This is a genomic window from Burkholderia pseudomultivorans (assembly GCF_902499075.1).
In the GTDB taxonomy this organism is placed as follows: Bacteria; Pseudomonadota; Gammaproteobacteria; order Burkholderiales; family Burkholderiaceae; genus Burkholderia; species Burkholderia pseudomultivorans.
This window is the reverse complement of record NZ_CABVPP010000004.1, coordinates 93,233-106,055: the sequence shown is the minus strand read 5'-3', so window position 1 is coordinate 106,055 and position 12,823 is coordinate 93,233. Positions and strand designations below refer to the sequence as shown.

Annotated in this window: 13 protein-coding genes and 1 pseudogene; 12 read left to right on the top strand and 2 right to left on the bottom strand. The window is 68.3% G+C overall.

The window, feature by feature from the left end; all coding sequences use genetic code 11:
- Positions 1 to 50: 50 nt before the first annotated feature.
- From BST28156_RS05095 to BST28156_RS05075, 5 genes and pseudogenes are all read left to right on the top strand, one after another.
- Positions 51 to 389 (top strand): annotated as a pseudogene (locus BST28156_RS05095) (aldehyde dehydrogenase family protein); the annotation flags it as partial.
- A 23-nt stretch (positions 390 to 412) separates the two neighbouring features.
- Positions 413 to 1,471 (top strand): maleylacetate reductase, encoded by a 1,059-nt coding sequence (locus BST28156_RS05090; RefSeq protein WP_012218382.1) that lies wholly within the window; start codon positions 413 to 415, stop codon positions 1,469 to 1,471.
- A 343-nt stretch (positions 1,472 to 1,814) separates the two neighbouring features.
- Positions 1,815 to 2,186 (top strand): CidA/LrgA family protein, encoded by a 372-nt coding sequence (locus tag BST28156_RS05085; RefSeq protein WP_006399220.1) that lies wholly within the window; start codon positions 1,815 to 1,817, stop codon positions 2,184 to 2,186.
- Positions 2,183 to 2,917, top strand: coding sequence for an LrgB family protein (locus BST28156_RS05080; protein ID WP_012218381.1), 735 nt, complete (start codon positions 2,183 to 2,185; stop codon positions 2,915 to 2,917). Before BST28156_RS05085 ends, BST28156_RS05080 begins: the two co-directional genes overlap by 4 nt.
- A 217-nt stretch (positions 2,918 to 3,134) precedes the next feature.
- A complete protein-coding gene (locus BST28156_RS05075) occupies positions 3,135 to 3,443 on the top strand; it encodes a hypothetical protein (RefSeq protein WP_012218380.1) in 309 nt (102 codons plus the stop codon).
- 98 nt (positions 3,444 to 3,541) lie between these two features.
- Here the strand turns inward: BST28156_RS05075 and wrbA are convergent, their stop codons facing one another.
- The gene (gene wrbA, locus BST28156_RS05070) at positions 3,542 to 4,144 is read right to left on the bottom strand and encodes an NAD(P)H:quinone oxidoreductase (protein ID WP_012218379.1); all 603 of its coding nucleotides are present in this window, start codon (positions 4,142 to 4,144) and stop codon (positions 3,542 to 3,544) included.
- 62 nt (positions 4,145 to 4,206) lie between these two features.
- Complete coding sequence (locus tag BST28156_RS05065; RefSeq protein WP_006405401.1) at positions 4,207 to 4,932, bottom strand: pirin family protein; 726 nt, start codon at positions 4,930 to 4,932, stop codon at positions 4,207 to 4,209.
- A 127-nt stretch (positions 4,933 to 5,059) separates the two neighbouring features.
- Here BST28156_RS05065 and BST28156_RS05060 point away from each other — a divergent pair, with 127 nt between their 5' ends.
- The 7 genes from BST28156_RS05060 to BST28156_RS05030 all read left to right on the top strand — a co-directional run bounded on the left by BST28156_RS05060 (position 5,060) and on the right by BST28156_RS05030 (position 12,679).
- Entirely contained in the window at positions 5,060 to 5,944 is an 885-nt protein-coding gene (locus BST28156_RS05060) for a LysR family transcriptional regulator (protein ID WP_012218378.1), read from the top strand.
- A gap of 199 nt (positions 5,945 to 6,143) precedes the next feature.
- The gene (locus BST28156_RS05055; protein WP_006416922.1) at positions 6,144 to 6,338 is read left to right on the top strand and encodes a DUF3311 domain-containing protein; all 195 of its coding nucleotides are present in this window, start codon (positions 6,144 to 6,146) and stop codon (positions 6,336 to 6,338) included.
- Positions 6,339 to 6,416: 78 nt separating this feature from the next.
- Positions 6,417 to 7,811, top strand: coding sequence for a sodium:solute symporter family protein (locus BST28156_RS05050; RefSeq protein ID WP_060097119.1), 1,395 nt, complete (start codon positions 6,417 to 6,419; stop codon positions 7,809 to 7,811).
- A gap of 36 nt (positions 7,812 to 7,847) precedes the next feature.
- Positions 7,848 to 9,515 (top strand): amidohydrolase, encoded by a 1,668-nt coding sequence (locus BST28156_RS05045; RefSeq protein ID WP_012218376.1) that lies wholly within the window; start codon positions 7,848 to 7,850, stop codon positions 9,513 to 9,515.
- Complete coding sequence (locus BST28156_RS05040; protein WP_012218375.1) at positions 9,512 to 10,504, top strand: CobW family GTP-binding protein; 993 nt, start codon at positions 9,512 to 9,514, stop codon at positions 10,502 to 10,504. The genes BST28156_RS05045 and BST28156_RS05040 overlap by 4 nt, the downstream gene beginning before the upstream one ends.
- A 137-nt stretch (positions 10,505 to 10,641) precedes the next feature.
- Positions 10,642 to 11,571, top strand: a complete 930-nt coding sequence (locus BST28156_RS05035) for a TauD/TfdA dioxygenase family protein (protein WP_012464835.1) — start codon at positions 10,642 to 10,644, stop codon at positions 11,569 to 11,571.
- Between the two features lie 52 nt (positions 11,572 to 11,623).
- Positions 11,624 to 12,679, top strand: coding sequence for an ABC transporter substrate-binding protein (locus tag BST28156_RS05030; RefSeq protein WP_012218373.1), 1,056 nt, complete (start codon positions 11,624 to 11,626; stop codon positions 12,677 to 12,679).
- The last annotated feature ends 144 nt before the right edge of the window (positions 12,680 to 12,823 follow it).

The window sequence follows — 12,823 nt, the reverse complement described above, 5'->3', positions numbered from 1 at the left end:
CGCGGCGGGCCTATGCCCGCCGCTCTTGCGTGTAGGCCACGCCAACCGAAAGCGTCGCGCAGGACGCGGTGCTCGGCCCGTTCGTGACGGTCACGACGTTTCGCACCGGCGAAGAGGCGCTCGCGATCGCGAACGGCACTGCGTGCAGGTTCGGCGCGGGACTCTGCACGCGCGACCTGCAGCGCACACGGCTTCGCACGCAATTTCAAAAGCGGTGCAGGGCGAATCGAGTGCGACAAACGCGTGAGCGCCTGGTCGCGGTTCGACGGCGTCGGTGCGAACGGACGACCGGCGCGCGAAGCGGCTACGACACGATGCACGAGTACGCGCATGCGAAATCGGTCCGGCTCGACGTCGACGCGCAGATTCCGCCGTACTATCCGCGTTGAACCTTTACACGGAGCGCATCGCGATGCATTCGTTCGTCTACAACGGCCTGCCGTCGCGCGTCATATTCGGCGCGGGCAGTCTCGCGCAGTTGCCGCAGGAAATCGAGCGCCTTGGCGCGACGCGCGCGATCGTGCTGTCGACGCCGCCGCAGCGCGCGCAGGCCGAAGCGCTCGCGCATCGGCTTGGCGCGCGCGCCGCCGGCGTGTTTGCCGAAGCGGTGATGCACGTGCCGAACGAGACGGCGCGCGCGGCCCGCGCATTCGCCGCGCAGGTCGATGCGGACTGCGCGATCGCGATCGGCGGCGCCTCGACGACGGGCCTCGGCAAGGCGATCGCGCTCGATTCGGGGCTGCCTATCGTCGCGGTGCCGACGACCTATGCCGGCTCCGAAATGACGCCGATCTACGGGCTCACTGAAGGCGGCGTGAAGAAGACGGGCCGCGACCTGCGCGTGCTGCCGAAGGCCGTGATCTACGATCCGGACCTGACGCTGTCGCTGCCGGTGGCGCTCTCGGTGACGAGCGGGATCAACGCGATCGCGCACGCGGCCGAAGGGCTGTACGCGCCGGACGCGAACCCAGTCGTGAGCCTGATGGCGGAGCAAGGCATCCGTGCACTGGCCGGCGGCCTGCCGCGCATCGTGCACGACGCGCACGACGCCGACGCGCGCGCCGACTGTCTGTACGGCGCCTGGCTGTGCGGCGCCGTGCTCGGCAGCGTCGGGATGGCGCTGCATCACAAGCTGTGCCATACGCTGGGCGGCACGCTGAACCTGCCGCACGCGGAAACCCATACGATCGTGCTGCCGCATGCGCTCGCTTACAACCGCGATGCCGCGCCGGCCGCGATGCGCCGCATCGCCGCCGCGCTCGGCGCCGACGACGCGGCACGCGGCGTCTTCGATCTCGCCCGTGCGAGCGGCGTGCCGGTCGCGCTGAAGGACATCGGCATGGACGAGGCCGACATCGAACGCGTGCTCGATCTCGCGTTGCGCAATCCGTACTGGAACCCGCGTCCGCCCGAGCGCGCATCGCTGCGCGCGCTGCTCGAAGACGCCTATGCGGGCCGCCGGCCGGCGTGAGCGGCGCGACGCCGGCGGGCCCATTGCGGCGCGCGCGTCGCGCCGACGAAGAGAGGAGACGGAGCCGAGTTCCGGCGCACGCGCCGACGAAGCGCCGAGCGCGATCACCGACACGGTGCGCGCGACATTCGATGCCTGCGAGGACCTGCGGCTCGAAACGATCATGAGCACACTCGCGCCGCTACCCGCACGGCTTCGCGCGCGAGCATGAACTGACGCCGGCCGAATGACGCTGCAGGTTTCGCGAACTTGGTACGATCGCGCTTACCGCGCGCGCCGAGGCCGGTAGCGGCCGGCGCGTGCCGGCCGCCGCGGCGCGCGCCGTCGTCAGGAGAATCGCTTCATGTTGCAGGCTTTCGCGGTATTGCTGACCTTCCAGTGTCTCGGGGAAGGCGTGTCCTATCTGTTCGGTTTGCCGGTGCCCGGCCCGGTGATCGGCATGCTGCTGTTGTTCGGTTTCGCGATGCTGCGGCCGCAGGTCGCCGACGCGATCGAGCCGACCGCGCTCGAACTGCTGCGCCATCTGTCGCTGCTGTTCGTGCCGGCCGGCGTCGGGATCATGGTGTCGGCGGGCCGCGTGCGCGGCGACGCGGTCGCGGTCGTCGTCGCGCTCGTCGTCAGCACGACGCTCGCGATCGCGGTTACCGCACTCGTCACGCGCGCGCTGCTGCGGCGCCAGCAACGTGCGGCCGGCACCGCGGAGGGCACGCGATGACGGCCTTCCCGAAACTCGGCGCGATCTGGGTCTACCTCGCCGCGAGTCCGCTGCTCGGGCTCACGATCACGCTGATCGCGTATCTCGTCGCGCAGGCCGTCTATGCGCGCGCCCGCTTCAATCCGCTCGCGAACCCGGTGCTGATCGCGGTCGCGCTGATCGTCGCGCTGCTGACGCTGACGCGCACGCCGTACCCGACGTATTTCGAAGGCGCGCAGTTCGTCCATTTCCTGCTCGGCCCCGCCACCGTCGCGCTCGCACTGCCGCTGTATCGCCAATGGGCAAAGCTGCGCCGCGCGGCGGTGCCGCTGCTGATCGGCCTCGTCGCCGGTTCGCTGACGGCGATCGTGTCGGCGGTCGGCATCGCCGCGTTGCTCGGCGCGTCTCATCAGACGATTGCGTCGCTCGCGCCGAAGTCCGCGACGACGCCGATCGCGATGGCGGTTGCCGCCGAGATCGGCGGCATTCCGTCGCTGACGGCCGTGCTCGTCATTTCGACCGGCATCTTGGGCGCCGTCTGTGCGCGCAGCATCCTGAACGCGCTGCGCATCGAGGAGCCTGCGGTGCGCGGCTTCGCGCTCGGCGTCGCCTCGCATGGCATCGGCACCGCGCGCGCGTTTCAGGTCAGCGAGGAAGCCGGTGCGTTCGCCGGGCTCGGGATGGGATTGAATGGCGTGTTGACCGCGTTCGTCGTGCCGATCCTGCTGCCGATCGTGTCGCGCTGGCTCTGAGCGGCGTGCGCTGCGGCTGTACGGCAAGATCGCATTACGCGTCTCGATCGCGGCCGGCACGTATGCGGGCCGTTATCGCCGGAATTCACGAATGCACAAGGACAATTCCGCGGCGATCGGCTAACGTTGCATCGGCGCCGTCGTGCGCAACCGAGATCCGTCGCGAGCGCGCCGGCGCCGCTCGATTCACCATCAACAATCGACAAGGAGATCCGGCATGAAGCAGTCTCGCGTGGTTTCGGTGGTAGTGGCAGTCACGGCGTCGTTCGGTCTGCTGTTGACCGGTGCGCCGGCGGCATGGGCGCAGGACACGACGGCGGCATCCGCGCCGACGCAGAAGCAGCTCGACAAGGCGAAGAAGAAAGCGGCGCGTAAGGCGGCACGCGAGCGGCACGCGAAGGACCTGAAGGCGATCGGCACGGGCAGCGGCTATCGGCTGACCAACGATCAGAGCAACTATCCGCAGAACGCGGTACAGAAGGCGCCGGCCAACGCGGCGCCGGCCGCGCCGGCTTCCGGACAGTAGCGCCGGCGGCGCACGACGCAGAACGCGCGGCGCGCGGCGTCGCGGCGCCACGCCCGCGACGCGCACGGTCGCGCTACGCGCGCGACCTGACGACGGGCTTACGAAGCGAGCTTCACCGCGAGTTCCGCGACGTGCTTGCCCTGATAGCGCGCGATGTCGAGTTCGTTCGCGCTCGGCTGACGGCTGCCGTCCGCGCCCGCGAGCGTCGTCGCGCCGTACGGCGTGCCGCCCGTGATCTCATTCATGTTCACGAGCCCGCTGCACGCATACGGCACGCCGACGATCACCATCCCGTGATGCAGCAGCGTCGTATGGAACGACGTGATCGTCGTTTCCTGGCCGCCGTGCTGCGTGCCCGTCGACGCGAACACGCTGCCGATCTTGCCGACCAGCGCGCCCTTCATCCACAGGCCGCCCGTCTGGTCGAGGAACGTGCGCATCTGGCCGGCCATGTTGCCGAAGCGTGTCGGCGTGCCGAACAGGATCGCATCGTAGTCCGCGAGCTCGTCCACCGTCGCGACCGGTGCGGCCTGATCGGTCTTGATGCCGATCGCCTTCGCCTGATCGGCGGGAATCGTCTCCGGCACGCGCTTGAGCGTGACTTCGACGCCGGGCACCGATTTCGCGCCTTCCGCGACCTGCTGCGCCATCGTTTCGACGTGTCCGTAGGATGAGTAGTAAAGAACGAGTACCTTGGCCATGTTGCGAATCTCCGCTTAAAAAAGGCCCCGCACGCGGCGGGGCCCGGTTTCCCGAGCAGGCGTCATGCCCACTCGGCCGTCACTTCGATCGGACGCAGGTCGAAGACCAGCACTTCGGCATCGTGGCCATCGGCGAACGTCAGCGCCTGTTCGCCGCGAATCCGTGCGCCGTCGCCTTCACCGAGCGTCACACCGTTGACCGTGACGCTGCCGCGCGCGACGTGCACGTAGGCGAAGCGATCCGGTGCGAGCTCGAGCGTCGCGCGTTCGTCGCCGTCGAAGAGGCCCGCGTAGATCCGCGTGTCCTGGCGAATCTTCAGCGAACCGGCGGCGCCATCCGGCGACACGACGAGCGCGAGCTTGCCGCGCTTGTCGTCGGCCGCGACGTGCGTCTGCTGATAGCGCGGCGCGGCGCCTTTCTCGGCCGGTCCGACCCAGATCTGCAGGAAGTGGACGGGCGCGTCCGGCGAGTGGTTGAACTCGCTGTGGCGCACGCCGGTGCCGGCGCTCATCAGCTGCACGTCGCCCGGCACGATCACCGAGCCGGTGCCCATCGAGTCCTTGTGCTCCAGCGCGCCTTCGAGCACGTACGACAGGATTTCCATGTCGCGGTGCGGGTGCGTGCCGAAGCCGCGCGCCGGCGCGACGCGATCGTCGTTGATCACCAGCAGATCGGAGAAGCCGACCTGCTGCGGATCGAAGTAGTTCGCGAACGAGAACGTGTGACGGGAGCTGAGCCAGCCGTGCTCCGCACGGCCGCGTTGGTTTGCTGCACGGATGTCGATCATGATGGGTCCTTGGTGACGCATCGCCTCGGAAGTGGGCAGTCGCGTTGTGTTGACATCCATCGTAGGTCAATCGATTTGACAAATAAATCGCTGAGGCGATAATCACTGTCACATTCAAGTGGACAATATGGAACTCAACGACCTCCGGATTTTTGTCGCGACCGTCGATGCGGGCAGTTTCACCGCGGCGGCCGATCAACTGATGCTGTCGAAGCAGTTCGTCAGCCGGCGCACGATGGCGCTCGAGGCGTCGCTCGGCGTGCGCCTGCTGCACCGGAACACGCGCAATCTCGCCGTGACCGAATCGGGCCAGGAGTTCTATGCGCGCGCGCAGCGGATCCTCGCGGAAGTCGCCGATGCCGAGCAGGCGATGTCGGTGCGCAGCACCGAACTGCACGGTTCGCTGAAGATCAGCGCGCCGCTGTCGTTCGGGATCACGCACGTCTCGCCGCTGATCGCCGAGTTCCTGTCCGCGCATCCGGCCGTGCGGCTCAATCTCGATCTGACCGATCGGCGCGTCGACGTGATCGGCGAGGGCTTCGATCTCGTGCTGCGGATCGGCGCGCTCGAGGATTCGACGCTGATCGCGCGGGCGCTCGGCGCATGGAAGATGATCGCGTGCGCGAGCCCCGCCTATCTGAAGCGGCACGGCACGCCGGCGACGCCGGCCGAGCTCGCGAATCACACGTGCCTGCTGTACGGGCGCGAGCGGCGCGTCGGCTGGGAGTTCCGCGTCGACGGCGCGCCGCGCACGTTCGACGTGCAGGGGCCGCTCGTCGCGAACAACGGCGAAGTCGTGCGCGATGCGGCAATCGCGGGGCTCGGCATCGCGTTGCTGCCGTCCTTCATCGTCGGCGCGGCGCTCGACGGCGGCGCGCTCGTGCCGGTGCTCGACGCGTATGCGCCCGCGCCGATCACGCTGAACGCGGTGTTTCCGCAGCATCGCGAAGGCTTCGTCACGCTGCGCACCTTCATCGGCTTTCTCGCCGAACGCCTCGGTCCGCGCGCGTGACGCGGTCCGGTGCGGCGCGGCGCAGTGCGTCGCGTCGCGTTCGCGTCCGCCTGCACGCCCGCTGGCCCAAACGATTCCCCGCGTCTGGCACTATCGCCGCGCATTTTGGCTTCGAATACTGGGTTCGACGATTGCGCGCGACGTGCCGCCGCGCGCTCGCATCGCTGTTCCCGACGAACCCGTTAGCGAGGAGGCGTGCATGCTCCGATATCTGATCGGCATCGGTATTCCGTATCTCGGTGTGATGGGCGTGCTGCCGTGGGTCGCGTCGCAGGACCGCTACGTGTTCGGCGTGCCGTTCCTGTTCATGTGGATCTTCGCGTGGTTCGTGCTGACGTCCGGCTGCCTGTTCGCGTGCTGGATGCTGTTCGACCGCCACACGCCCGGCGCGTAGCCGGTTCGTTCGCGCGGACCGCCGGCCGCCTGCGCTTTCCGGCGAATCCTTCGTTCCCGTCCTTTCGCCGAGGTGCGCATGTCCACGGTCGTCTTCGCCGCGCTGATCGCGCTGTCGCTTTACCTGGCCTACCGCTCGCGACGCGGGCACGGCAAGCAGAGCGTGCATGACTTCTTCGTCGCGTCCGGCCAGTTCGGCACGGCGCTGCTGTTCTTCCTGACCGCCGGCGAGATCTACAGCATCGGCACGATGGTCGGCTTTCCCGGCGGGATCTACGCGAAAGGGCCGACCTACGGCGTATGGTTTCTCGGCTATATCCTGCTCGCCTATCCGATCGGCTATTTCATCGGCCCGAAGATCTGGGAAGCCGGGCGTCGGCATCATGCGATCACGCTCGCCGATCTGTTCAAAGGCCATTACGGCAGCCGCGCGCTCGAACTGATGGTTGCGCTCGCATCGATCCTGTTCCTGATTCCGTGGGGGCAGATGCAGTTCACGGGGCTCGCCGCCGCCCTGAAAGGACTCGGCTGGCACGTCGATCCGCTGTATCTGATCCTCGTCTGCGCGGCGCTCGCGTTCACGTATATCGCGATGTCGGGCGTGCGCGCGTCCGCGTATATCGCGATCCTGAAGGATATCCTGATGCTGCTCGCGATCGTCGTCACGGGCACGGCCGTCGCATTGAAGGTCGGCAGCGTGCATCCCGTATTCGAAGCCGCGAGTCGGCACGTGAGCAACACGATGACCGCACCGCAGCTGCGCTTCTCCATGAGCACGATGCTCTATCAGTCGCTCGGCTTCTACATCATGCCGTTCGCGGTGCAGGGCTTTTTCACGGCGCGCGGGCCGAACACGATTCGTCGCACGCAGGTCGCGATGCCGCTGTACATGTTGATGTATCCGTTCCTCGTCGTCGCGTCGTATTACGCGATCAGCGCGAATCTGAAGCTCGCGTCGCCGAACGACGCGTTCTTCGCGGCCGTCGTCCATCTGCTGCCGGGCTGGCTGATCGGGCTCGTCGCGGCGGGGGCCGCGCTGTCGGGGCTGCTCGTGCTCGCCGGCATCTGTCTCGCGATCGGGCCGATCGTCACGCGCAACCTGATGCCGAATCTGCCCGAGACGCGCCAGAAGCGCGCGGCGAAATACGTGATCGTCGGCTATCTGCTGCTGTCGATCGCGACGACGATGCTGACGCCGAACCTGATGCTCACGCTGATCAACACGACGTTCTACGGCATCGCGCAGTTTCTGCCCGGCGTGCTGATCCTGCTCGCCGGGCGTCGCGTGCGGCCCGTCGCCGTGGCGTCGGGCATGCTGTGCGGGCAGGCGCTCGCGATGCTGTTTTACCTGTTGCACGTCGATTTCGGCGGCATCAATCTTGGCCTGGTGTGCCTCGTTATCAACATGCTGGTCGTCGCGGCCGTGCACGCGACGCTGCGCGGGCGACCGGTCAAGCACTATGCGGTGTCCTGACGCGCGTGTCGCGCGTCTCATGGAGGAAAACCATCGATGCAAGCCTTCGCGAGCTCCGACGCGCGCGTGACGATCTTCGCCGCGCGCCGCATCCTGACGATGAATCCGGCGCAGCCGGCGGCCACGCACGTCGCGGTGCGCGACGGCCGCATTCTCGCGGTCGGCGACGCCGACGACGCGGCCGCGTGGCACACGCGCTTCGGCGCCTGCGCGACCGACGACACGCTGCGCGACCGGGTGCTGATGCCGGGTTTCGTCGAAGGGCATTGCCATCTGATGGAAGGCGCGATGTGGGATGCGGTGTACGTCGGCTACTACGATCGCCGCGGGCCGGACGGCACGTTATGGCCGGGCCTGCGCTCGCTCGACGCGGTGCTCGACCGGCTCGCGCAGGCCGAGCGCGCGATGACCGACGACGGGCCGCTGCTCGCCTGGGGCTTCGATCCGATCTTCTTCGGCACGTCGCGGCTGACGGTGCGCGAGCTCGATCGCGTATCCGCGCGCCGGCCGATCGTGATCCTGCATGCGAGCGTACACCTGATGAACGTGAACGGCGCGATGCTCGCGCAGGCAGGCATTGACGAGGACACCGACATCGACGGCATCTCGCGCGACGCCGACGGGCGTCCGACCGGCGAATTGCAGGAGTTCGCGGCGATGTTCCCGGTCTATCAGGCGATCGGCAGCAAGCTCGCGATTTCGGCCGGCGAACAGCCGCATGCGATCCGCAATTTCGGTCGTGTCGCGCAGCTCGCGGGCGTGACGACGGCGACCGACCTCGTGAACGATCTTTCGCCGGCAGGCAATCGCACGCTGCGCGATGTGACGGGCGACGTCGATTATCCGGTGCGCATCGTGCCGGCGTTCGCGCCGCAGCGCAGCCCCGCGCGCTCGGCCGACAGCGTGCTTGCCGAAGTGGCGCGCAATACCGACAAGCTGCGCTTCGGCGCGGTGAAGTTCATCGTCGACGGCTCGATCCAGGGCTTCACGGCGCGCGTGCGCTGGCCCGGCTACGCGGGCGGCCAGCCGAACGGGCTGTGGCTGATTCCGCCCGCGCAGCTCGTCGACGTGTTCGCGCCGTTTCACCGCGCGGGATTGCAGCTGCATATCCATACGAACGGCGACGAGGCGACCGAGGTCGTGCTCGACGCGATGACGACGCTGCTCGCGCGCGATCCGCGCCCCGATCATCGCCACACGCTGCAGCACTGCCAGATGGCGGACGCCGCGCAGCTCGCGCGCATCCGCGCGCTCGGGATGTGCGTGAACTTCTTCGCGAACCATCTGTACTACTGGGGCGACGCGCATTACGCGCAGACGATCGGCCCCGACCGTGCGAACCGGATGGACGCGGCCGGCTCCGCACAGCGGCTCGGCATTCCGTACGCGCTGCATTCGGATGCACCGATCACGCCGCTGAATCCGCTGTTTACCGCATGGTGCGCGGTGCAGCGCGAGACCGCGTCGGGGCGCGTGCTCGGCGAGCACGAGCGGATCTCCGTCGACGACGCGCTTCGCGCGATCACGCTCGGTGCCGCATATACGCTGAAGATGGATCATCTCGTCGGCAGTATCGAGGTCGGCAAATTCGCGGACTTCGCCGTGCTCGACGACGATCCGTCGCGCGTTGCGCCGGCGCGGCTCAAGGACGTGCGTGTGTGGGGCACCGTGCTGGGCGGACGCGTGTTCCGCGCACCGCAATGAACGCGGCCGCCGCGCCGATCGATCTCGCGGTCGTCGGCGGCTATCTCGGCGCGGGCAAGACGACCGTCGTGAACGCGATCCTGCAGGCGCCGCACGGCCGCCGCATCGCGGTGCTCGTCAACGACTTCGGTGCCGTCAACATCGACGCGCGCCTCGTACGCGCGCGCGGCGACGACGTGATCGAACTCGACAACGGCTGCATCTGCTGCACCATCGGCGGCGCGCTCGTCGATGCGCTCACGCGCGTCGCGGCGCGCGATGCGCGTCCCGAACTGCTGCTCGTCGAAGCCAGCGGCGTCGCCGATCCCGCGAAGATCGCGCAGATCGGCATGCTCAACGGCGCGTTCCGGCTGACGTCGGTGCTCGTCGTCGCCGACGCGATCGCGCTCTACGATACGCTCGCCGATCCGCACGTCGGTGCGATCGCGCAACGGCAGCTCGACGGCGCGAGCGCGCTCGTCGTCACGAAGCTCGACCTGCTTGCGCCGCCGCAGCGCGATGCGGCGCTGGCGCGCGTGCGTGCGCGCGCGTCGACAGACATCGTCGTTGCCGCGTCGCACGGCGCGATTCCGCTCGCGCTGCTGTTCGATGCCGCGGTGCCCGATCGGCGCGCGACGCTGCGTATCGCGCGTGGGCACCGGCCGCTCGGCAGCGACGCGATGCCGGCGCTCGCGAGCGTGACCATCGTGCCGCCGCAGGTGCTCGACAAGGCGCGGCTGCGCGCGTGGCTGAAGGCGCTGCCGCGCACGATCCTGCGCGCGAAAGGCATCGTGCGCGTCGCGGACGGCGACGACGTCGCGCTGCGCGTATGCCAGGTCGCGGCACGGCGCGTGCGCTTCACGCCGCACGAATCGCAAGCCGAAGCCGACCGGCGCTGCGCGATGGTGTTCATCGGTATTCTCGACGCCGACACCGTGGCCGCGCTGCATGACGGGCTCGCGCAATGCCGCGCGTCGGGCGTAGCGGCGTCGCCGTCGGCCGTGGATTGACGGCGAACGATGGCAGGCCGACGCCCGAGCGTCGGTCTTTATCGTCAAAGCAGATAAACGTATCGAAATCGCTTCGTTGACGCTTGCGTTGCGGCGCTCGTAGATTCGCGTTTTTGACCGAATCGGAGGGCTGCACCGTGACGACCACTGCCACCCGCGACGCGGCACCGGATGCCGTCGTGCCACCGCCCGTGTCGCCTGCGTCGGCTGCGCCGCAGCGGTTCGAGATCGTGCCGTTCGATGCGCCGCTCGGCGCCGAAGTCGTCGGCATCGACCTGTCGCAGCCGCTCGACGCCGACGCGTTCGCGCGGATCCGGCGCGCCCATCTCGACCATCATGTGCTCGTGTTTCGCGACCAGCGCATCACGCCGGACGAACACGTCGCATTCAGCCGCCGCTTCGGCCCGCTGCAGACCCACGTGCTGCATCAGTTCGCGCTGCCCGGCCATCCGGAAGTGCTGATCGTGTCGAACATCGTCGAGAACGGCAAGCCGATCGGCCTTGGCGACGCCGGCTACTTCTGGCATTCCGACCTGTCGTACAAGCGCCGCCCGAGCCTCGGCTCGCTGCTGCACGCGCAGGAACTGCCGGCCGAAGGCGGCGATACGTTGTTCGCGAACATGCACCTCGCGTGGGACACGCTGCCGGAGGCACTGCGGCGCGCCGTCGAAGGGCGCCGCGCGGAGCACACCTATCTCGCGCGCTATGCGGAGCTGCAGGCGCGCAGCCCGTGGCGGCCGAACCTGTCCGCCGAGCAGATCGCGCAGGTCGAGCCCGTCGTGCATCCGGTCGTGCGCACGCACCCGGAGACGGGCCGCCGCGCGCTGTTCGTCAGCGAGCATTTCACGACGCGCATCGTCGGGCTGCCCGACGACGAAAGCCGTGCGCTGCTCGACGAATTGTTCGCGCACAGCGTGCGCGCCGAGCATCAGTATCGGCATCGCTGGCGCGACCACGACCTCGTGTTCTGGGACAACCGGTCGCTGCTGCATCTGGCCGCCGGCACGCCCGACCATCTGCGCCGCAAGCTGTACCGCACGACGATCGAAGGCGACGAACCGTTCTGATCGCACGCCGCGCCGTACCCGTTTCCGCCATTCATTTCCGACCGGAGGTCCGATGTCGTTTTCGTTTCTGTCCGCGCTGACCGGCGCTGCATCGCGCCCGCGTCGCGCGCTCGCCGCGACGCTGGCCGCCGCGCTCGCATTCGCGGGCGTGGCCGCGCCGCAGGCCGCGCATGCCGAAGGCCGGATTCGCATCGCCGAGCAGTTCGGCGTCGTCTATCTGATGCTGAACGTCGCGCGCGACCAGCAGCTGATCGAGAAGGAAGGGCGCAAGGCGGGGCTCGACATCAAGGTCGACTGGGTGCGGTTGTCGGGCGGCGCGGCCGTCGACGATGCGCTGCTGTCCGGGGCGGTCGACATCGCCGGCGCGGGTGTCGGCCCACTGCTGACCGTGTGGGATCGCACGCGCGGCCGGCAGAACGTGAAGGGCGTCGCGTCGCTCGGCAATTTTCCGTACTACCTCGTCAGCACCAATCCGAACGTCAGGACGATCGCGGACCTGAGCGCGAAAGACCGGATCGCGGTGCCGGCCGTCGGCGTCTCCGTGCAGTCGCGCGTGCTGCAGTATGCGGCCGCCAAGCAATGGGGCGACCGTCAGTTCGACCGGCTCGACGCGCTGACGCAGGCGATCCCGCACCCGGACGCGACGGCGGCGATCGTCGCGAACAGCAACGTGATCACGGGCCACTTCGGCAACCCGCCGTTTCAGGAGCAGGAACTGGCCGGCAATCCGAACGCGCATGTCGTGCTGAATTCGTACGACGTGCTCGGCGGCCCGAGCTCCGCGACCGTGCTGTACGCGACCGAGGCGTTTCGCCGCGACAACCCGAAAACGTACCGCGCGTTCGTCGCCGCGCTCGCGGATGCCGCGCAGCAGATTGCGGCGGACCCCGAGCGTGCGGCGGACGTCTACATTCGTGCGAACGGGTCGAAGATCGATCGCGCGTTGCTGCTGAAGATCCTGCGCAATCCGCAGGTGCAGTTCAAGATCGCGCCGCAGAACACGCTGCGGCTCGCGCAGTTCATGTATCGCACGGGCGCGATTCGCCACGAGCCGACCTCGTGGCGCGACTATTTCTTCGACGATCCGGCGACGGCCGGCGGCAGCTGAGCTCGCCGAGGCACGCGTCGCCGCTGCTGCAGCGGCGGCACGCACGCTTATGCATCGCCCGGATTAGGTTATGCGCAATCGTTGGTTGATGTGCGCATCGGGCAGCCGTATCGTGATGCGTTATCGACGTTTTATCCGCGAGAG

Excerpts from the sequence above, each read along its gene's own strand:
- BST28156_RS05090 (WP_012218382.1), top strand. The coding sequence starts at position 413 with ATGCATTCGTTCGTCTACAACGGCCTGCCGTCGCGCGTCATATTCGGC.
- BST28156_RS05085 (WP_006399220.1), top strand. The coding sequence starts at position 1,815 with ATGTTGCAGGCTTTCGCGGTATTGCTGACCTTCCAGTGTCTCGGGGAA.
- BST28156_RS05080 (WP_012218381.1), top strand. The coding sequence starts at position 2,183 with ATGACGGCCTTCCCGAAACTCGGCGCGATCTGGGTCTACCTCGCCGCG.
- BST28156_RS05075 (WP_012218380.1), top strand. The coding sequence starts at position 3,135 with ATGAAGCAGTCTCGCGTGGTTTCGGTGGTAGTGGCAGTCACGGCGTCG.
- wrbA (WP_012218379.1), bottom strand. The coding sequence starts at position 4,144 with ATGGCCAAGGTACTCGTTCTTTACTACTCATCCTACGGACACGTCGAA.
- BST28156_RS05065 (WP_006405401.1), bottom strand. The coding sequence starts at position 4,932 with ATGATCGACATCCGTGCAGCAAACCAACGCGGCCGTGCGGAGCACGGC.
- BST28156_RS05060 (WP_012218378.1), top strand. The coding sequence starts at position 5,060 with ATGGAACTCAACGACCTCCGGATTTTTGTCGCGACCGTCGATGCGGGC.
- BST28156_RS05055 (WP_006416922.1), top strand. The coding sequence starts at position 6,144 with ATGCTCCGATATCTGATCGGCATCGGTATTCCGTATCTCGGTGTGATG.
- BST28156_RS05050 (WP_060097119.1), top strand. The coding sequence starts at position 6,417 with ATGTCCACGGTCGTCTTCGCCGCGCTGATCGCGCTGTCGCTTTACCTG.
- BST28156_RS05045 (WP_012218376.1), top strand. The coding sequence starts at position 7,848 with ATGCAAGCCTTCGCGAGCTCCGACGCGCGCGTGACGATCTTCGCCGCG.
- BST28156_RS05040 (WP_012218375.1), top strand. The coding sequence starts at position 9,512 with ATGAACGCGGCCGCCGCGCCGATCGATCTCGCGGTCGTCGGCGGCTAT.
- BST28156_RS05030 (WP_012218373.1), top strand. The coding sequence starts at position 11,624 with ATGTCGTTTTCGTTTCTGTCCGCGCTGACCGGCGCTGCATCGCGCCCG.